Annotated in this window: 13 protein-coding genes and 1 pseudogene; 5 read left to right on the top strand and 9 right to left on the bottom strand. The window is 72.3% G+C overall.

The window, feature by feature from the left end; all coding sequences use genetic code 11:
* Nucleotides 1–4: 4 nt before the first annotated feature.
* The 3 genes from OG417_RS12325 to OG417_RS12315 form a co-directional block, all read right to left on the bottom strand.
* Nucleotides 5–3127 carry a glycoside hydrolase family 2 TIM barrel-domain containing protein gene (locus OG417_RS12325; RefSeq protein ID WP_329254398.1) on the bottom strand — a complete coding sequence of 1041 codons (3123 nt, stop codon included), beginning with the start codon at nt 3125–3127 and terminating at the stop codon, nt 5–7.
* Between the two features lie 172 nt (nt 3128–3299).
* Nucleotides 3300–3776 (bottom strand): DUF6010 family protein, encoded by a 477-nt coding sequence (locus tag OG417_RS12320; protein ID WP_329254395.1) that lies wholly within the window; start codon nt 3774–3776, stop codon nt 3300–3302.
* A 92-nt stretch (nt 3777–3868) separates the two neighbouring features.
* On the bottom strand, nt 3869–4279 hold the full coding sequence (locus tag OG417_RS12315; protein WP_329254392.1) for a BlaI/MecI/CopY family transcriptional regulator: 411 nt from the start codon (nt 4277–4279) through the stop codon (nt 3869–3871).
* Between the two features lie 245 nt (nt 4280–4524).
* Here OG417_RS12315 and OG417_RS12310 point away from each other — a divergent pair, with 245 nt between their 5' ends.
* Complete coding sequence (locus tag OG417_RS12310; protein WP_329254389.1) at nt 4525–6948, top strand: LuxR C-terminal-related transcriptional regulator; 2424 nt, start codon at nt 4525–4527, stop codon at nt 6946–6948.
* A gap of 20 nt (nt 6949–6968) precedes the next feature.
* Here OG417_RS12310 and OG417_RS12305 read toward each other — a convergent pair whose 3' ends face one another.
* Entirely contained in the window at nt 6969–8177 is a 1209-nt protein-coding gene (locus OG417_RS12305; protein ID WP_329254386.1) for an FAD-dependent monooxygenase, read from the bottom strand.
* Nucleotides 8178–8356: 179 nt separating this feature from the next.
* On the opposite strand from OG417_RS12305, the gene OG417_RS12300 reads away from it, so the two are divergent.
* The gene (locus OG417_RS12300; RefSeq protein WP_329254383.1) at nt 8357–9352 is read left to right on the top strand and encodes a TetR/AcrR family transcriptional regulator C-terminal domain-containing protein; all 996 of its coding nucleotides are present in this window, start codon (nt 8357–8359) and stop codon (nt 9350–9352) included.
* On the opposite strand, the gene OG417_RS12295 is transcribed toward OG417_RS12300, so the two are convergent.
* On the bottom strand, nt 9333–9548 hold the full coding sequence (locus OG417_RS12295) for a hypothetical protein (protein WP_329254380.1): 216 nt from the start codon (nt 9546–9548) through the stop codon (nt 9333–9335). The genes OG417_RS12300 and OG417_RS12295 overlap by 20 nt on opposite strands.
* Nucleotides 9549–9727: 179 nt before the next feature.
* Here OG417_RS12295 and OG417_RS12290 point away from each other — a divergent pair, with 179 nt between their 5' ends.
* The gene (locus tag OG417_RS12290) at nt 9728–12553 is read left to right on the top strand and encodes an ABC transporter substrate-binding protein (protein ID WP_329254377.1); all 2826 of its coding nucleotides are present in this window, start codon (nt 9728–9730) and stop codon (nt 12551–12553) included.
* A gap of 24 nt (nt 12554–12577) precedes the next feature.
* On the opposite strand, the gene OG417_RS12285 is transcribed toward OG417_RS12290, so the two are convergent.
* Complete coding sequence (locus OG417_RS12285) at nt 12578–13081, bottom strand: LURP-one-related/scramblase family protein (protein ID WP_329262242.1); 504 nt, start codon at nt 13079–13081, stop codon at nt 12578–12580.
* Nucleotides 13082–13695: 614 nt separating this feature from the next.
* Here OG417_RS12285 and OG417_RS12280 point away from each other — a divergent pair.
* Nucleotides 13696–14664, top strand: a pseudogene (locus OG417_RS12280) (CehA/McbA family metallohydrolase); the annotation flags it as partial.
* Nucleotides 14665–14872: 208 nt separating this feature from the next.
* Nucleotides 14873–16231: an alkaline phosphatase gene (gene phoA, locus OG417_RS12275; protein WP_329254374.1), complete on the top strand. Its 1359-nt coding sequence runs from the start codon at nt 14873–14875 to the stop codon at nt 16229–16231.
* 49 nt (nt 16232–16280) lie between these two features.
* Here phoA and OG417_RS12270 read toward each other — a convergent pair whose 3' ends face one another.
* The 3 genes from OG417_RS12270 to OG417_RS12260 all read right to left on the bottom strand — a co-directional run bounded on the left by OG417_RS12270 (nt 16281) and on the right by OG417_RS12260 (nt 19088).
* A complete protein-coding gene (locus OG417_RS12270) occupies nt 16281–17051 on the bottom strand; it encodes a hypothetical protein (protein WP_329254371.1) in 771 nt (256 codons plus the stop codon).
* A gap of 208 nt (nt 17052–17259) precedes the next feature.
* A complete protein-coding gene (locus tag OG417_RS12265) occupies nt 17260–18153 on the bottom strand; it encodes a DUF6406 domain-containing protein (RefSeq protein ID WP_329254368.1) in 894 nt (297 codons plus the stop codon).
* Between the two features lie 80 nt (nt 18154–18233).
* A complete protein-coding gene (locus OG417_RS12260) occupies nt 18234–19088 on the bottom strand; it encodes an FAD-binding oxidoreductase (protein ID WP_329254365.1) in 855 nt (284 codons plus the stop codon).
* Nucleotides 19089–19099 lie beyond the last annotated feature (11 nt).

The following is a 19099-nucleotide window of genomic DNA, read 5'->3' as shown; positions in this document are numbered from 1 at the left end:
GCGGTCAGTCCCCCGGGAAGCGCAACTCGGCGATCTGGAGGAAGCCGTCCGGCGTGCCCGGGGCGCGGCTCGTCAGGTCCAGCCGCACGCTCGTGGTGCGGACCGGATCGAAGGTGATCGCGGTCGGCTGGTTCGAGCCGGTCGCCCACGTGATGCTCAGGTGCCGCACCGGGACGTACCGGCCGCCGCGCAGGTACGACACGGCCACCGACGCCGGCAGCGCGCGCCCGGCGCCGACGGTGAAGTACGGCGTGACGCCGCCGAGCGTACGGGTCTTCGGCCAGGTCACCGACACCCACTCGCGCGGATGCGCCAGGCTGAACGCCGGCAGCAGCGCCGTGGCGTGCTTGTCGTAGTAGTTCGACCAGCCGCCCGAGGCCGTGTCGCCGTCGAGCATGGCGGCCGGCAGCGTGTCGGGCGCGCCGGAGTAGCTCGCGTCCGCGGTCACGGTCGCGGGAGGTGCCGGGGCTGCCCGCACCGGCACGGGTGCCGGTGCGGTCGCGCCGGGTGTGCCGCCGGTGGCGTGGATGACCGTGGACGCGGGGCGCAGGCCGGAGGCGGTGACCGTCACCGTGATCGGGCCCGGCGCGGTCCCCGACCGTACGATCGCCAGCGCCTTGCCGTTGAACGCCGAGCGCACCGGCGCCTTGTAGTTCTCCGCGCTCTCCTCCTCCCCGTTGTCCAGCCCGGCCAGCGAGCCGCCGGTCACCGTGAAGTGCAGCGAGTCGTCCGCACCCGGCACGGTCACGCCGTGCGCGTCGACGACGTCGGCGGTGACGTAGGACAGCGACCGGCCGTCCGCGGCGATCGTCCGGCGGTCCGGCGACAGGCGGACCGTGTGCGGCGCGCCCGCCGTCTTCAGCACGTCGGACGCCACGACCTTCCCGTTCCGGGTGGCGACCGCCTTCAGCGTGCCGGGCTCGAACGGGACGTCCCAGGTCAGGTGCAGCTTGCCCGCGCTGCCGTTCGGGCTGGTGTAGCTGCCCGGGTACGGCCCGGAGGTCACCGTCTTGTCGTCGTGGGTCGCCTCCGTCGTCTCCAGGTATGCCCGGCCGTCCGTGGTCGTCTTGTGGTCGAACCGGCGGACGCCGAGTGACCGACCGTTCAGGAACAGCTCCACTGTGTCGGCGTTGGAGTACGCCCACACCTGCACGGGCTCGCCGCGCCGGTGGTCGGTCCAGTTCATCGGCAGCAGGTGGACCATGGGCTCGGTCGTCCACTGGCTGCGGAACAGGTAGTACATGTCCTTGGGGAAGCCGGCGGTGTCCACCGCCCCGAAGAAGGACGACTTGACCGGGAACACGTTGTACGGCGTGGGCTCGCCGATGTAGTCCATGCCCGACCACAGGAACTCCCCGGCGTACCAGCCGCGGTCGCGGTCCTTCTTCAGCCCATACTCCCCGCTCATCGTCCACGAGGCGAGGTTGTTGTCATAGGAGGAGGTTCCGCGCTTGCCCGGGGTGTAGTTCTCGCCGGTGTTGAGCTGCTGCGGGTCCTGGTAGACGCCGCGCGTGGAGGTCTCCGAGGACGACTCGGACTCGAAGAAGAACTTGTCCGGATAGCGGGCGTGCAACGCGTCGATCGAGGCCGCGGTGTTGTAGTTGAGGCCGATGCCGTCGAGCATCCGCAGGATCTGGTCCTGGGCCGATCCGGGCGCCGGCACGCTGCGGTACTTGTCCGACCCCATGACGATCGGCCGGGTCGTGTCGACCGCCCGGACGTCGGCGATGAGCCGCCGCGCGATGGGCACGCCGACCTCGACGGAGGTCGAGTCGGGAATCTCGTTGCCGATCGACCACATCACGACGGCAGGTGAGTTCTTGGCCGCGTTCACCATCTCGGTGATGTCGGCGTCGCTGTTCGCGTCGAAGAACCGGCCGTAGTCGTACTTCACCTTCGGCGTGTGCCAGGTGTCGAACGCCTCGACCATCATCACGATGCCGAGTTCCTCGCAGACCCGCACCATGGCCGGCGAGGGCGGGTTGTGCGAGGTGCGGAAGGCGTTGACGCCCATGCTCTTCATGATCTTCATCTGCCGGTACAGGGCGTCCTCCGTGACGGCCGCGCCGAGCGCGCCCCCGTCGTGGTGCAGGTCGACGCCCTGCAGCTTCATCCGCTGCCCGTTGAGGGAGAAACCGCCGTCCGGGCTGAAGGTGGACCAGCGGACGCCGAAGCGGGTCATGGTCGTGTCCACCGTCCGGCCCGCCACGACGACGTCGGTGCGCAGCGTGTAGAGGTACGGGTGGGCGGTGGACCAGAGGGCGGGATGATCGACACGCAGGTCCGCCGTCGCGGTCCCCGAGGTCACGCCGGAGGAGCCTCGCGCGACCGTACGGCCGCGGGCGTCCCGTACGGTCGCGACGACCCGCGTGTCCGCGGTCGCGCCGGCGACGTCCGTACGGGCCTGGACGTCCGCGTAGCCCGCCTTCACGGTCTTGGCCAGGTCCGGCATGGTGACGAAGACGCCGTGCCGCTGGACGTGGACCGGCGCGGTGACCGTGAGGTGGACGTCGCGGTAGATGCCGCTGCCGGAGTACCAGCGGCTGCTGGGGAGCTGGTTGCGCACCTCGACCGCGAGCACGTTCGGCGTCTTCCCGTCGGTGTGCGCGAGATCGGTCAGGTCCACGTCGAATCCGGTGTAGCCGTACGGGTGGGCGCCGACCTGCCGGCCGTTGAAGTAGATGACCGAGTCCATGTAGACGCCGTCGAACTCGGCGGAGATCTTCCGGCCGGCCATCGAGGACGGCAGCGTGAAGGTCTTGCGGTACCAGCCGAGCCCGCCCTGCAGGAAGCCGGTGCCGCTGTTCGTGCCGCCGTCCGGCGTCGGGTCGCGCTCGATGCTCCAGTCGTGCGGAAGGTCGACCCGGCGCCACGAGGAGTCGTCGTAGCCCGGATCGGCGGCGTGCGCGTAGGCGCCGGTGGGATCGGTGACGCCTTCGGGGTTGACGAGGGCGAACCGCCAGTCCTGGTCGAAATCCACACTCCGTCCGGTGTCGGCCACATGTTCGGCCGCGGCGGACCTCGGAGGCGGCGCGGCGGCCTGTGCCCTGGCGGGAAGGGCGGCGAGGACGAGCGACATGGCCACGAGCAGCCGGGCGGCGGTGCCGGCACGGAGGTTTCCGGACATCGGTGCCCTCTCAGCGACAGAAGGCGTCTCTGTTCGATATCCCGAACAGAGGATCGCTTTGCGGACCTTGACGATCTATAAGTCAGGACGATCAGTCAAGAGCCGGGGCCGAGGGTGGTCGCCGGGTCCATCGGGCGCCGCCGCGCGGCCCCGGTGCCGGACCGGACGGTGCTCAGGCGGTCTGCCCCTGAATCGTCGCCGGGCGCTTGGCGCGGCGGAACAACTCACGCGGGGTCCGGCCGCCACTGAAGCACCACAGGGCGATGACCGGGTCGCAGATGGCGCAGCCCAGGGACGAGCCGTGGTCGAACGGGAGGATGGGGTGTCCATTGAGATGGTGGACGATGTCCCAGGCCGTGTGCAGCAACCAGCCGATCCCGATGAACGTCCACGAGTCCAGGCCACGGTAGGCGACGTAGACGAGCACCGCACTGAACGCCGGCTCCCAGACGCCCATGCCGCCGCCGCTGAGGTACGTCGCGCCGGCTCCGGCGATCATGAGCGCGTTGACGCGCTGCCGGTGCGGTTCGCGGATGAGGGACATGAGCAGCGCGTAGGCGATGCCGATGCCGACCGGCGCGATGTAGTGGAGCATGTGCCATTCCCCTGAGGTTCGTCCCGCCGCCGGCCCGACGATCCGGCTGCGCATGGATCGTCAAGGTACGCAGACGGCGCGGCGGCCCCCAGTGGCGTGAGTGCCACGTTCCAACGGAAAATCGCCAACCGTACGAGCGGGTCCGGTCAGGCGTCCTCGCCGCGCAGCAGCCGCTGCAGGAACGCCTCGTCCTCCGGGCTCAGCGACGACACGAACCTCGCCAGCACACCCGCGTGATCATGCCGGCGGCTCAGCAGGTCGGTCATCGCCCGGGCGGTGTGGGAGGCCTCGTCGACGGTGGGAAGGTAGGCGTACCCCTTCTTCACCGGGCGGCGGGAGACCAGCCCCTTCCGGTGCATCCGCGCCAGGGTGGACATCACGGTCGTGTACGCGAGCCGGTCGTCGAGCCGGCCTCGCACCTCCGCCGGCGTCATCGCCCGCCCGCCCGTCCAGAGCACGGCCAGCACCTCGTCCTCGAGCATTCCGGGCTGACGCCGGACGCCACCGCGGGTGGACCGCTCGGCGGAAGGCTCGGGCGCGGGGGGCTCAGCACTCATTCCGCCGAGAGTACTCTCCGGTAGTACTACCGTGATAGTCGTCGCCGTTTGCCGACCGGACCTGACCTGCCCCGATACCGCGTCGAGGAGCTTGTCGATGGCGACCGTCGCGATGAGGATCGCGGACCGCAAGGTCACCGGATCGCGCAGCACCTCGAGCGCGGCCTCGCACCGGAATCACTACGATCGGTTGGTCATGTGACGTACGCGTTCCTGCGGCGGGGACGTGAAGACGGGCGGATCGAGTGACGGAACGCACCGCGGACGGCTGGCGCGACGGCTACGTCCCGGCCGAGCTCAACGGACTCATCGGCCGCCGGCAGCTGCTCTCCTCGGTGAAGGCGCGGCTGTCCGACCCGCGTGTCCGGCTGCTGTCGCTGACCGGGACCGGCGGCACGGGCAAGACCCGGCTCGCGATGCGGCTGGCGAACGAGGCCCGCCGCGCCCAGCCCGACGGCGTGTGGTGGGTCGACCTCGCCTCCCACACCGACCCGGCCTCGGCCGGCCGGGTCATCCTGGACGCCCTGCCCGTCGACGACGTGTCGGCGCGGGAGCCCGGCGACGTCCTGGTCGCGGCGCTGAGCAGGCGGGCGGCCCTGCTCGTGCTCGACAACTGCGAGCACCTCATCCGCACGCTCGCGCCGCTGGTGGTCCGCCTCCTGCGCGACTGCCCCGCGCTCCGGATCATCGCGACCAGCAGGGTGCCGCTCCGCTGTGAGGGCGAGCACGTGATCGACGTGCCTCCGCTCACCGTCCCGGCCGACCCCGAGCGCGCCGTGGTGACCGAGTACGAGGCGGTACGCCTGTTCGAGGCGCGGGCCTCCGCGGCGCGCGCGGACTTCGCGATCACGCCGCGGAACGCGGCCGACGTCGCCCGCCTGGTGGCGATGCTGGACGGCATCCCGCTCGCCATCGAACTCGCGGCGCCGCTGGTCCGGGTGATGTCCGTCGCGGAGATCGTGTCGATGCTGTCGGGGTTCCGGCTGCGGACGCTCTCGGAGGACATGAGCGCCCCGGCCCGGCACCGCACCCTCTGGGACAGCTTCGAGTGGAGCTACCAGCTCTGCTCGCCGGCCGAGCGGCTGCTGTGGGCCCGGCTGGCGGTGTTCGCGGGCGGCTTCACCATGGAGGCGGCGATGGCCGTCGCCGCCGACGGCGAGATCGAGGCGGTCCAGGTGCCGGTGGTCCTCGGCGAACTGGCCGCCAAGAGCATCGTCGTCGCCGACACCGACTCGATTCCGACCCGGTACTCCATGCTCGCGACCGTACGGGAGTACGGACTGGCCCGCCTCGGCTCGCGCACCGGGGACCTGCCGGACCCGGAGGGCCGGCCCGCGCCGCCGTCCGGCGACGAGACGGTCGCACACCGCCGGCTCAGTGCCTACTTACTCGACCGCGCCGAGTGGTACAGCCGGCACTGGTACGGGCCCGACGAGGCACGCTACCTGGGAGAGGCCCGCCAGGACCTGCCGAACCACCGCGCCGTCCTGGACCGGTGCGCCGCCGCGACGACGCTGGAGGAGGCCGAGGTCGGTGCGCGGCTCGCCTCCGCGCTGACCGCCCTGCGGCTGTGGTTCTTCGGCGGCACGCTGGGCGAGGGCATGCGGGCCCTGTCCCGGGCCGAGGAGGCCCTGGCCGGAAACGCCGCGGCCGCCCCGCTCCGGCTGACGGTGCTCGCGCAGGCGGGCTGGATCGCGCTGTGCCTGGGCGACGAGGTCAACGCCGAGACCCTGCTGCGCCGGTGCGGCGCGCTGGCGCCGGCGGTGTCCGGAGGAGACGAGGCGGCGTTCGCGCTGGCCGCCCACCGTTTCCTCACCGCCTCGACCGACCTGTTCGTCCACGGCGACCCCGCGGCGCTCATGCTGTGGGCCGCCGTACGCGACGAGCTGGCCGCGATGAACGACACCCGCCTGCTGCCCATGGCCGAGATGTTCCACGCCATCGCGGCCGCCTTCACCGCTCCGGCGCCGGAGGCGTTCGCCATCGCCGACCGGCACCTGGCCGACACCCGCGCCCGGGGCGCGACCTGGGCGGCCTCCTGGGCCCAGTGGGCCCGTGCCGTGGCCGAGCTCCGCCACGGTGACCCGCCGGCCGCCGCCGCGATGTTCCGGTCCGTGCTGCGCACCCAGTGGGACATCGGCGACCGCTGGGGGTCGATCTGGGGCGTGGAGTCGCTCGCGTGGTGCGCGGTGGCCCGCGGTCACCACGAGGAGGCGGCCGTGCTGCTGGGCGCCTCGCGAAACATGCAGCAGGCGCTCGGCGTGGCCATCCACCGGCTGCGTCCCTGGCTGGAGGCGCACACCGCCTGCGTCGAGCAGGCGCGGCTCGCCCTCGGCGACGCGGCGTACGACGAGGCCGAGGGGCACGGCGTGGAGATGGAGTTCGGCGCCGCGGTCGACCTGGCGCTGGGCCAGCCGTCCACGCCCCGGTCCGGCGCCCCTTCCCGGCAGCGGTCGGCGAACCGGCTGCTCAGCGACAAACAGCGCGCCGTGGCCGAGCTGATCGCCGAGGGGAAGACGGACAAGCAGATCGCCTCGGTGCTGTTCCTCAGTCCCCGTACCGTCCAGTCTCATGTGAGCGCCATCCTGCGCCGCCTGGGGTTCACCGGCCGGGCGGAGATCGCGGCATGGGTGGTCGAGCAGCAGGGCGGCACGGCCTCGCGCCCGTGACGGCCCGGCCGCCCCAGGCCCTACCGCACGGCGAGCCGGCGGTATTCGGGCAGGGTGATGTTGCCCGCCTTGGCGAACTGCTTGGCGATCAGCGGCCGCATCGGCCAGCGGGTCATCCAGCGCATCGAGGCGGCCCGCATGCGGATGGCCAGGGTGCTGGACGGCGCGTAGCCGGAGGCGCCGCCCGGGGGCAGCTTCTGCGCCTCGGTGACGTACGGGCGCATGATCTCGTCGTAGCGCGCGAACGCGGCCCGGTGGTCGCCGGTCGCGGCGAGTTCGCCCGCCAGCACGTACGCACCGACCAGGGCCAGGCTGGTGCCCAGCCCGGTGAGCGGCGTCGGGCAGTAACCCGCGTCGCCGAGGAGCGCCACGCGCCCGCGCGACCAGCCGTCCAGGTGCACCTGTCCCATCGGCTCGAAGAAGAAGTCCGGCGCGGTCTCCATCCCGCGCAGCAGCCGCGGCACCTCCCAGCCCGTGACGCCGGCGAAGCGGCTCGCCACCAGGGTCCGCTGTGCACCGAGGTCGCTCCGGTCGTAGGCGAGCGGCGGGGACCGGAAGGCGAGGGCGGCCTTGACCTCCCCGGGGATCCGGCCCGGCCGCGCCGACGCCACGCGCCCGCCCGGCGCGTTGAACATGCGGTACCAGCCACCGAGGTCCATGCCCTCGTTGATCGTGAACCAGGCGTTGTAGAGGTTCAGCGGGCGGACGCAGTCCGCCTCGGAGCCGAAGGCCAGCGCACGCACCACGGAGTGCATGCCGTCCGCACCGACGACCAGCCCGAACCGGCGCGAGGGCGCCTTCTCGAACGTCACGGTGACGCCGTCGTCGTCCTGGTCGAGGCCGGTGATCGTGTCGTCGAAGACGTACTCGGTGTCCGGCAGTGTCGCCTCGTACAGAACGCGGGCGAGGTCGCCGCGGAGGATCTCGATCTCGGAGATGATCCCCTCGCCGCCGAAGGCGTCGGCCGACATGGTCCCCTTGACCCGGCCCTTGGCATCGACCATCGCTATGCCGTCCTGCTCGACGGCCGCCGCACGCGCCTGGTCCATCAGTCCCATGCGGATGATCACCTCGCGGCCGGCGCCGCGCAGGTCCACGGTCTGCCCGCCCGGACGGGGGGCGGGGGCGCGCTCCACGACCGTGACCGTGAAGCCCGCCGCGCGTAGCCAGTACGCCACTGCCGCTCCGGCGATCCCGGCGCCGGAAACGAGAATCTCGGTGTTTCGCATGACCGGAATGTACGGCGTACATAAGCTGCACTGCAAGCGCGTTGACCAGCCATATCTCATTTGGTGCACTAGGGCGCTAGGCGCACGGTGCGCCCGGGGAGAAGGCGGTCACGGGCATCGGCGCAGCATGGCGGCTAGGGTGGCGGCGCCGCAGGGTGCACTAGTGCGGAGGTGGTTCGGTGGAACAGAGATCGACGGAACAGAGCCCGGGAGAACAGAGAGCGTCGCGTTCGGGCCGGATCGTGGCGGAACTGCGGCAGCGGATCGTGACGGGTGAGCTGGCGCCGGGCGACCGGGTGCCCTCCACCCGGGAGATCACCCGGCGGTGGGGCGTCGCGATGGCGACCGCCACGAAGGTGCTCACGCAGCTTCGTCACGAGGGCCTGGTCCGCGCGGTGCCGGGAGTCGGCACGGTGGTGGCGACCGACGCGGGCCCCGCGCCACGGCCCACCGCGCGGCCGAGCGGGTCGCGGCCACGCCGGCGGGGCGGGGACGAAGAGGCGGCGCCGGCCCGGATCGTCGCGACCGCGATCGCCGTCGCCGACGCGGAGGGGCTGGCCGCGGTCTCGATGCGCCGGGTCGCCGCCGAACTCGGCATGGCGACGATGTCGCTGTACCGGCACGTCGCGGGAAAGGAGGACCTGCTCGCGCAGATGATGGACGCGGCCTTCTCCGAGCGGCCGCTCCCCGACGATCCGCCGCAGGGCTGGCGTGCCCGGCTGGAGGTCGCCGCCCGGACGCTGTGGGCGATGTTCCGCCGTCACCCCTGGCTCGCGCCCGCCCTCTCGGCCACCCGGCCGCAGCCGATCCCCAACGGCATTCCGTACACCGAATGGGTACTCGGCTCGCTGGACGGCCTCCTCGACCTGCAGACGATCCTCACCGCCCACATCGCGCTGTTCAACTACGTGCGGGGCCACGCGATCAACATCGAGTCCGAGGCGGAGGCCGAGGCTCTCAGCGGCATGGACGCCGAGGAGTGGATGGACACCCAGGAGCCGGAGCTGTGGAAGATCCTCGCCACCGGCCGGTTTCCGATCTTCGAGCGGCTCGCCACGGAGGGGTATGACTTCGACCTCGACGACGTCTTCGACTTCGGCCTGCAGCGTTTCCTGGACGGCATCGCCGCCCTGGTCGGCGAGGCCCCGGGCGCGGTCAGCGGTGGAACTCGATGAGCTCGACGAGGCTCTCGACGTCGACGTGGGCGAGCGCGGCCGCCGCCGACCGGTAGTAGCCCTGGCCGAGACCCGGAGTCCCCGGGCCGAGGAGCACCCGGCGCCACGAGACGCGGATCCACTGTTGCGGGCCATGACCCCGATCGAGACGGATCACCTCGACGCGCCGCCCGTACCGATCGACCATGACACTCACCGTGACAGCGTACGTGACCTGCACGAATGCCGGTCACCGGCGACCAGGCGCCGGTCGCCGCACCCGGTGCCCGGGCGCGGCGCCGCCAGGCGCGTAGCAGGCATACCGTCACACGGTGGACAATGGGCGTTCTCTCAGCGCACCGACCCCAGCGCACCGACCGCTCCCCGGAGGCGACCATGCCGGATCCCCGACCACTACGGCCGGACGATCCGGAGCGGCTCGGCGACTACCGACTGATCGGCCTGCTCGGTGAGGGCGGTCAGGGTGTCGTCTATCTCGGCGAACGGATCGACGACACCAAGCCGTCCGAGACCGACTCCTCCGACGCTGAGACGGCCGACGGCGAGGACGGGACGGCACGCCCGGAGCGGTTCGCGATCAAGTTGCTGCGGACCCACCTGAGCGGTGACGAGCGGGCGCGGCGCTACTTCGCCCGCGAGCTCGCCGCCGCGCAGCGGATCGACCCCTCGTTCACGGCCCACATCGTCGAGGCCGACGTCGAGGGCCGCACCCCGTACATCGTCAGCGAGTACGTCGACGGCCGCGCGCTGTCGGACATCGTGCGGGAGCGGGGCCCGCTGTCCGGGGCCGAGCTGCACGACCTCGCGATCGGCACGCTGCGCGCGCTCGCCGCCATCCACCAGGCCAACGTCGTGCACCGCGACTTCAAGCCGAGCAACGTGCTGCTCGGCGCCGGCCGGCCACGCGTGATCGACTTCGGGATCGCCCGTGCTCTCGACTCGACGATGTCGATGACGAGCGGCATCGTGGGCACGCCCGCGTACATGGCGCCCGAGCAGCTGAACGGGCACCGGCTCACGCCGGCGGTGGACGTGTTCGCGTGGGGCGCGACCATGGTCTTCGCCGCCACCGGCAGGTCGCCGTTCGGCCACGACTCGATCCCGGCGACGATGAACCGGATCCTCAGCGGCGACCCGGACATCGGCACCATCGCGAGCCCGCTGCGCGAGCTGGTCTGGTACTGCATGTACAAGGACCCGGCGCACCGGCCCACCGTGGCCCGGCTCCTGACCGACCTCGGCGAGGCCACCGCGGCACCGGGTGTTCCGAGCCCGGCTCCGGCGCCCGCGCCGCGGCCGGCCGTCCTGCCCGCGCCGGCCTCACCGTGGGGCGCCGGGCCCGGCCAGTGGGAGAGCGGCTGGCAGAGCCTTCCCCCCGACGCGCCGCCGCCGTCACAGTCTCCGTGGGGCGCTCCGCCGCGGGACACGACGCCGCCCCCACGGGTACGGAAGAACCGCCGCTGGGTGCCGGCGGTCGCCGCGTCCGTCGGCGTCGCGCTGGTGGCCGCCGCATCGGTCGCCGTCGTACGGCTCGTCCACGACGGCGAGCACCCCGATCCGGGCCCGACGGAAACGGCCGTTGCGGCGCCGGCCGCCGACGCGGCGCTCACCAAGGTGGTCAACCCCTCGACCGCCAAGGGCGGCACGCTGAAGCTCGCGCAGGCCGATGACTTCGACTCGCTCGACCCCGCCGACATGTACTTCGCCGGCTCGTGGAACATCAGCCGCCTGTACGCGCGGTCGCTCCTCACCTACCGGGCCGGAGCCGGCGCGGCGGCGCTGCGCCCGGTGCCCGACCTGGCGAGCGGGCCCGGGCAGTCCAGCGACGATCTGAAGACCTGGACCTACAAGCTGCGTACCGGCGTGAAGTTCGACGACGGAACGCCGGTCACGGCCAAGGACGTGCGGTACGCGGTCGCACGGACGTTCGCGACGGAGGTGCACTACCTCGGCCCGACGTACTTCCGCCAGATGCTCGACGCCGGATCGTACGCCGGGCCGTACAAGGACCACGACCTGGACGACTTCCACGGCGTCACCACGCCCGACGACCAGACGGTGGTCTTCCACCTGAAGAAGCCGTTCGCCGACTTCGACTCCCTGGCCGCCCTGCCGCAGACGGCACCGGTGCCGGCGGCCAAGGACGACGGCGCGCAGTACAAGAACCATCCGGCCTCCACCGGGCCGTACAAGTTCGAGTCGTACTCGCCGGGGAAGTCGCTGTCGCTGGTCCGCAACCCGGCGTGGAGCCCCGACGGCATCCGCACCCAGCTGCCGGACCGGGTCGAGGTGCAGTTCGGCCTGGCCGCGGACGCCGTCGACCAGCAACTCCTGGGCGGGCGGGCCGAGCTGAACCCGAACGGCGTGGGACTGTCGGACGCCGCCCGGGCCAAGGCGCTCGCCGACCCGAGCCTCACGAAGAACACCGACTCGCTGACCAGCGGATACCTGCGTTACATCGCGCTGTCGACCAAGGTCGCACCGTTCGACAACGTGCACTGCCGGCGCGCCGTGCAGTACGCGGTGGACCGTACGGCGGCGCAGACGGCGGACGGTGGCCCGCAGGGCGCCGAGATCGCGACGAACCTGGCGCCGCCGGTTCTCGTGGGCCGCCAGAAGTTCGACCAGTACCCGGCGAGCGCCGACAAGGCGCGGCAGGAGCTGGCGGCGTGCGGCAAGCCGTCGGGGTTCAGCGCGACGATGGCGATCCGGCAGGACCGGCCGAAGGACATGGCGGTCGCGGAGGCGGTCCAGGGGGCGCTCCGGCGGGCCGGCATCTCCGTCAAGATCCAGCCGTACGACGCCGCCCGCTTCTACACCGAGTACGCGGGCAAGCCGTCGTACGCGCACGCCCACGACCTCGGCATGATCCTGTCGGTCTGGGGCCCGGACTTCCCGACCGCGGCCGGCTTCTTCCCGCTGCTCGTCGACGGCCGGCAGATCCTCCCGACCGGCAACAACAACCTGGCCGAGCTCAACGACTCCACGATCAACGGGCTGCTCGACCAGGCGGACCAGGCCAAGGACCAGAAGACGCGTGAGGGCCTGACCGCGCGGATCGACCAGGCGGTGATGGCCACGGGCGCGATCGTGCCGCTCGTGTACGACAAGGTGGTCCTCTACCGCGGCACTCGGCTGACCAACGCCGCGGTCAGCCCGGTGTACGTCGGGTACGACCTGGCCACCGCCGGCGTCGGCTGAACGCACCGCGCCGACAGGGCCGGGTCAGTCGTCGTCGTCCTTGTCCTTGTCGCGGTCCGCCGCGGCGAGCTCGTCCACGGCGACGGCCACGGCGAGGACCAGCGGCACGTCCGGGTGGCCGACCTCGATGCCGTAGGTGTCGCGGATCCGGAACCACTTGCGCGAGGTCGTGGCGACGGTGCCCTCGTCGCTCTCGATCTCGTAGTTCTTCTCGATGAGGTCGCCGGTCGCGGTCCACTCCTGCCCGTCCGCGAGCTCGATCGTCATCGAGTGCCGGATCGGGCTGAACAGCTTCTTGCGGACCTTGGCCACCGTCTCGCCGTCGCGTTCGACGACCATCGTGTCGCGGATGCTGACCATCTTCTTGCGGATGACGGCGAGGACCTCACCGCCCGGCCCCTTGAGCTCGAACGTCTGGCGGAGCCGCAACGCCTTGCCGTCGACCAGGAAGGCGCGCTGACCCGTCTCGTCCTCGACCCAGAAGTCGTCGCCGATCCCGAACACGCGCTCGCGCATCATGAACTTCACGCCGCCTGGCATCCCCGGGATGAAGCCGGGCAAACCGGTGACCGCCGCCGCCGTGACGCCGTGACGCCGCCGTGACGCCGAGGGCGGCGCATTCGTCACGTCCGCGATCCGGTCGCGACATCGGATGATCATCTGAAATTCGGCGCACTGGCCGAGCATTCAGGGGCTTATGCCGCATTACGTGCGGTTTTGACCGACTCGATGAGGATCATCATGTGCCTTGACGGACCTTGTGAGCACGGCGGGGCCGCCCCGCCCGCGGCCGGCCACCACGACAGCACCGGCACGCTCGACCGGCGGCGGCTGCTGATGGCCGCCGCGACCGGAGTCGCGCTCACCCTCGCCCCGGTCTCCTTCGCCCCGGCGCGCGCCGACGCCGGAACGCCGAAGGGCACACCCGCCGACGGCGACGTCACGCGTACCGTGACCGGGCGCCTGGAAACCGGCGCGGCCGGCTTCGTCCACCTCCCGGTCGAGGTGCCGGAGGGCGTGCGGAAGATGGCCGTCGAGTACTCCTACGACAAGCCGCCCGTGCCGGCGGGCACGCCCGGCAACTCACGCCGAACCACCCGCCGACGAGGGCCAAGGGCCGGGGCCGCGCCTGGTACCGGGGTGACGGCCACCTGCACACCGTGCACTCCGACGGCAGGCGGCTCCCCGCGGAGGTGGCCGCCGGGGCGCGGCAGGCCGGGCTGGACTTCATGGTCTCGACGGATCACAACACCTCCTCCTCGCACGCGGTCTGGGGCGAGTACGCCGGCGAGGACCTGCTCATCATCACCGGCGAGGAGGTCACCACCCGGAACGGCCACTGGCTGGCGCTCGGCCTGCCCGCCGGCGAGTGGATCGACTGGCGGTACCGCTCGCGCGACGACGCCTTCGGCCGGTTCGCCCGGCAGGTGCGCCGCTCCGGCGGTCTCGTGGTGCCCGCCCACCCGTACTGTCCGTACATCGCCACCCAGTGGAAGTTCGGCTACGCCGACGCGGTCGAGGTGTGGAACGGCCCGTGGACCTATGACGACGAGTCCGCGGTCGACACCTGGGACGCCCGCCTCGCCGAGGCGGTGCGCACGGGGAGCCGCTGGCTGCCCGCCGTGGGCAACAGCGACGCCCACAGCGAACCGCAGGTCATCGGACTGCCGCACAACGTGGTGTACGCCGACGACCTGACCACCTCCGCCATCATGAGCGGGATCCGCGCCGGCCGTAACTGGATCGCCGAGTCGTCGTCGGTACGGCTGACGTTCACCGCCGGCGCCGCCGGGCGGCAGGTGGGCATCGCCGGGACGCTGACCGCCCGCGCCGACGATCCGGTCGACGTACGGCTGGAGGTGGCCGGCGTACCGAACGGCACCGTCCGCCTCATCACGGATGAGGGTCAGATGCACCAGGAGTCCCTGCCCGCCTCCGGCACCGGCACCGTGGTGTGGCGGACGACGACGTCGCTCGCGGCGTACGTGCGGGCCGAGGTCCGCCACCCGATGACCGACGGCAGCCCCGGCAAGGGCAACACGATGGGTCCCGCCCTGGTCTGGGGCCCGATGGCCGCCCTGACCAACCCCATCTTCCTCAAGCGCGCCTGACCTCCTCTCCGCCGACGGCCCGGGACCTCCACCCGGGCCGTTCGCATTCGCACGGGCGGCCCGCATGGCGACCGAGCGTGAGAGTACGAGCACACGACCTGGTCATTTTGCTCTTGCTTTACCCTTCCTTCGCCATTTTCGGGGCTGGTGGCCATCGGGCGCTGATGACGTTCTCGCAACGTCCCTTCCCCGCAGAGGAGAACTCTTCATGACCTCATCGTCGAGGCTGATCCGCCGAGGCGCCGTCGCCGTCGTCGCCCTCGGGGCGCTGACCGCGGCGGCCCTGCCGACGTTCGCCTCCGGTGGCGACAGGACCACCGCGGTCCGGGCGGCGGTCCAGGGCGGGAAGGCCCGCAACGTCATCCTGCTGATCGGCGACGGCATGGGCGACTCGGAGATCACGATCGCCCGCAACTACGCCAAGGGCGCGGCCGGCCGGCTGGCCATGGACACGCTGCCGCTGACGGGTGAGTACACCACGTACGCGGTGAGCAAGACCGACCCGAGCAGGCCCGACTACGTCACCGACTCAGCCGCCAGCGGCACGGGCTGGTCGACGGGCCACAAGACCTACAACGGGGCGATCTCCGTCACCCCGGACGGCAAGGCGCAGCCGACCGTGCTGGAGCTGGCCCAGAAGGCCGGTTTCCGCACCGGCGACGTCACGACGGCCGAACTCGGCGACGCGACCCCGGCCGTCCTGGCCGCGCACGTCGCGGACCGGTCCTGCGAGGGACCGGCCGACATGGCCAAGTGCCCGAAGCAGGACAAGGTCAACGGCGGCCCGGGCTCGATCTCCGAGCAGCAGGTGCAGACCGGAGCCGACATCTACCTCGGCGGTGGCCGGGCGCGGTTCGCCCAGACGGTCAAGGCGGGGCCGTACAAGGGCAGGACCGTCATCGACCAGGCGAAGGCCGCCGGTTACAACGTCGTCACCGACACCGCCGGGCTGTCCGCCGCCAGGCCGGACCGCAGACTCCTCGGCCTGTTCGCCGACGGCAACCTGCCGCTGGAGCAGACCGGTCCCCTGGCCAAGGCCGGCGGCACCGAACCGTCCCGCTGCGCGCCGAACGCCGAGTTCACCGGCCCGCACCTGACCGACATGGCGGGCAAGGCGCTCCAGCTCCTCGATGCCCAGACCAGGCACGCGAAGAAGGGCTTCTTCCTGCAGATCGAGGGCGCGTCGATCGACAAGCAGGACCACGCCGCCAACCCGTGCGGCCAGATCGGTGAGCACATCGAGTTCGACAACGCGGTGAAGTCCGCGCTCGACTACGCACGTCACCACGCCGACACGCTGGTCGTGGTCACCGCCGACCACGGTCACACCAGCCAGATCATCCCGGTGGAGGCCGACAGCCCGGGCCAGACCGCCACGCTGATCACCGCCGACGGGGCCGAAATGAAGATCAACTACGCGACCACGAAGCCGGGCGTCTCCCAGGAGCACACCGGCACCGAGGTCCGCATCGCCGCGCAGGGCCCGCAGGCGGCCAACGTGGTCGGCGTCACCGACCAGACCGACCTGTTCCACACCCTGAGCCGCGCCCTCGGCGTCGGCCGCTGACCTCCGCCGGGCCGGTCATCCCACGGGGTGGCCGGCCCGGCCGGACGCCCTAGCGTTCCCGCACCCAGGCGGCTGCCCGGTGCACGGTGGCCTCGTCGACTTCGGGCGGCCGGTAGCCGCGCTGCCGGATGGCCGCGAGCAGGTCCGGCTCGGGCGCGATGCCGTACCGATCGGCGAAGTAGGCCAGGCTCTCCGACCACACCCAGGTGCCGTCGGTGTGCAGGTTCAACGGGACGACCTCCGGCCGGTCCGGGTCGAACGGGTCCGGGTCGTAACCCCACGCGACGGCCACCAGCGGCGCCTCGGTGAGGTACCGGACGAGCGCCGCCCGCTCCTCGGTCTCCAGCCCCGGTCCGGCCAGGGCCGCACCGCCGCTCGCGTCCTGTGGCACGTCCACCGCGCGGGCCAGCCGGAAGCCGTCGGACGGGCACGCCGCCGCGCGCCACTCGGCGACCAGTCGCTCGGCGGTGTCGTCGTGGGCGTCCCGCGCCGCGGCGACGACCGTCTCCCGCAACCGGCGCAGCGACGCGCTGTCGGGCCGCAGCATCGCGGTCAGCTGATCGGCCTCGGCCAGCGCCTGCCGGACGCCGCCGGCGCGGATCAGCGCGTTGCAGCGCCGGATGCGGGCGCTGATCAGCGAGTCGACGACGTCCGGCAGCCGGCGGAGCCGGCCGTACCCGGCGATGATCGAGGCCAGCTCGTCGGCCACCTCGGCCCACCGGCCCTGTTCCTCCCAGCGCAGCGTCGACACCGCCCGGATGTGCAACCGCTCCCACCGCCGCACCGCCCGCCGGTTCAACCACGGCGTCACCAGCCACATCGCCGCGCTCCTCTCACCGTCCACCGCAGAGCCCAGGCCCGGCCCGGCGCGCCGACGCACAGCGTCGTCCCGTCCTCGCCCACCGCCGAACGGTACGCCGACGGCACCGGCGCGGGCCAGGTCACCCGCCCGGCGCCGCCGGTACCCCGCCCGGCCGCTCCAGGGCGGCCACGAACCGCGGCCCGGACACCACCCCGGTCCGCAGTGGTCAGGTCGCCTCGTCCGCCGGCGCGATCCACACCACGTAGTCGTAGCCGCCGGCGCCGTCCACCCGCACCAGCCGCCAACTCGCGGATCCGACCTGGAACCGGTCCCCGGCGCGCAGCGTGAGGTCCCGCTCGTCGCCCCGGTACGGCGCGACGGTCAACTCCACCTCCACCGGCCGGCCACTCGCGGGATCACTGACGTGGCCGACGCCGATCCGCCCGGTGTCCACGTCGTACGCGCGGCCGTGCCGCAGTCCCACCGGGCCGGTCATGCGCGCTCTCTCCCGCCGAACACCGTCATCGGCCACCCACGTCACCTGGTCCCGGCCGATGCCGGTGGCCCCGAGGAACGCGGCCAGGACGGCGTCCGCCGGCTCGACGCCCCGCACCAGCAGGCCGGTGCCGGGCCGGGACGAACCGACCTCGCGGGCCAGGGCCACCGTCGGGCCGTCCGCCAGGCGCAGTACGACCATGTCCACCGCCGTACCGGCCTCCGTCACCCGCTCGAACAGCACGCCGAGCAGGTTGCCCAGCCGAACCGTGGACAGCGCGAGGTGCGCGACCGGGCGTACCCCCGACGCCCCCCAGGCGGACCGGCCGACCTGCTCGTAGCGCCACTCCGGCCAGGGCCGCAGGTCCTCCAGCCGGCGCCGCAGCCGGGCCAGGAAGTCGCGGAAGTCCGCCTCGTCCCGACCACCGGGGGCCAACTCCGTCAGCCGCACCGTGCCGGCCAGGCCCTCGTCGATGGCGGCGGCCACCCGATCCGGCGGGTCACGCAGCATCCTGGTGTGCAGGATGGCGTCCGCGGTCTTGACCACCACCGACTCGCCCAGCACCGGTTCGAACCGGACGAACTCCAGCAGGTCGGCGACCCGCTCGGCCCATCTCACGGTCATGGCCGCACCTTAGCCGGGCGACGGCGCGCCGTCTTCGGTCACCGCGACGGCCACCCGCCGTCCGGCATCCCCACCACCGCTCAGGCGGCGGTCTCGAGTCCCATGTCCGGGCCGAAGGCCTCATAGTGGATCCGCTCCGCGGGGACGCCGCGGTCGAGGAGCTGTGAGCGGACGGAGCGCATGAACGGCACCGGTCCGCAGAGGTAGGCGCGGGAGCCGTCGGGGATCTCGATCGCCGACAGGTCCGCGAGGCCCGTACGGTCCGCGGGCCACGGGCCCTCGGGGTGTTCGTACCAGACGTGCGCCTGGGCGCGCGGCAGCTTGCCGACGCAGGTCCGGAGTTCGGCGCGGAAGGCGTGGGTGCGTTCGGAGCGGTCGGCGTGCACGGTGATCACCGGACGGGTCGAGCCGGTGGCGGCGAGGTGGGCCAGCATGCTGATGATCGGCGTGCTGCCGATGCCGGCGGACGCCAGGACCAGCGGCGAGTCGCCGTCGTGCAGGACCGTGTCGCCGAAGGGCGTGCTGACGCTGAGCACGTCGCCCTCACGGACGTTGGCGTGCAGCCAGTTGGAGACCTCGCCCTCGGGCGAGTCGCCGGTGCCGCCGATCCGCTTCACCGAGATCCACCGGTCGGTGCCGTTCGGCGCGCACGACAGGCTGTACTGGCGGATCTGGCGGGCGCCGTCGGGCAGGTCGGCACGGACGGAGACGTACTGTCCGGGCAGGAACGGCGGGCTGGGGGCGCGGTCGGCCGGGCGGAGCATGAAGGTGGCCACTTCGGGGGTCTCCTCGATGCGCGACACCACCGTCCACGGCCGCCAGACGTCACCGTCGGCCACACCGGCCTGCGCGTACAGCCGGGTCTCCAGCGTGATCAGGCTGCCCGCCATCAACCAGTACACCTCGTCCCAGGCCGCCGCCACCTCCGCGGTCACCGCGTCGCCGA

Origin of the sequence: Actinoallomurus sp. NBC_01490 (assembly GCF_036227085.1) — a bacterium.
Lineage (GTDB): Bacteria > Actinomycetota > Actinomycetes > Streptosporangiales > Streptosporangiaceae > Actinoallomurus > Actinoallomurus oryzae.
This window is presented reverse-complemented; position numbering and strand designations above follow the sequence as displayed.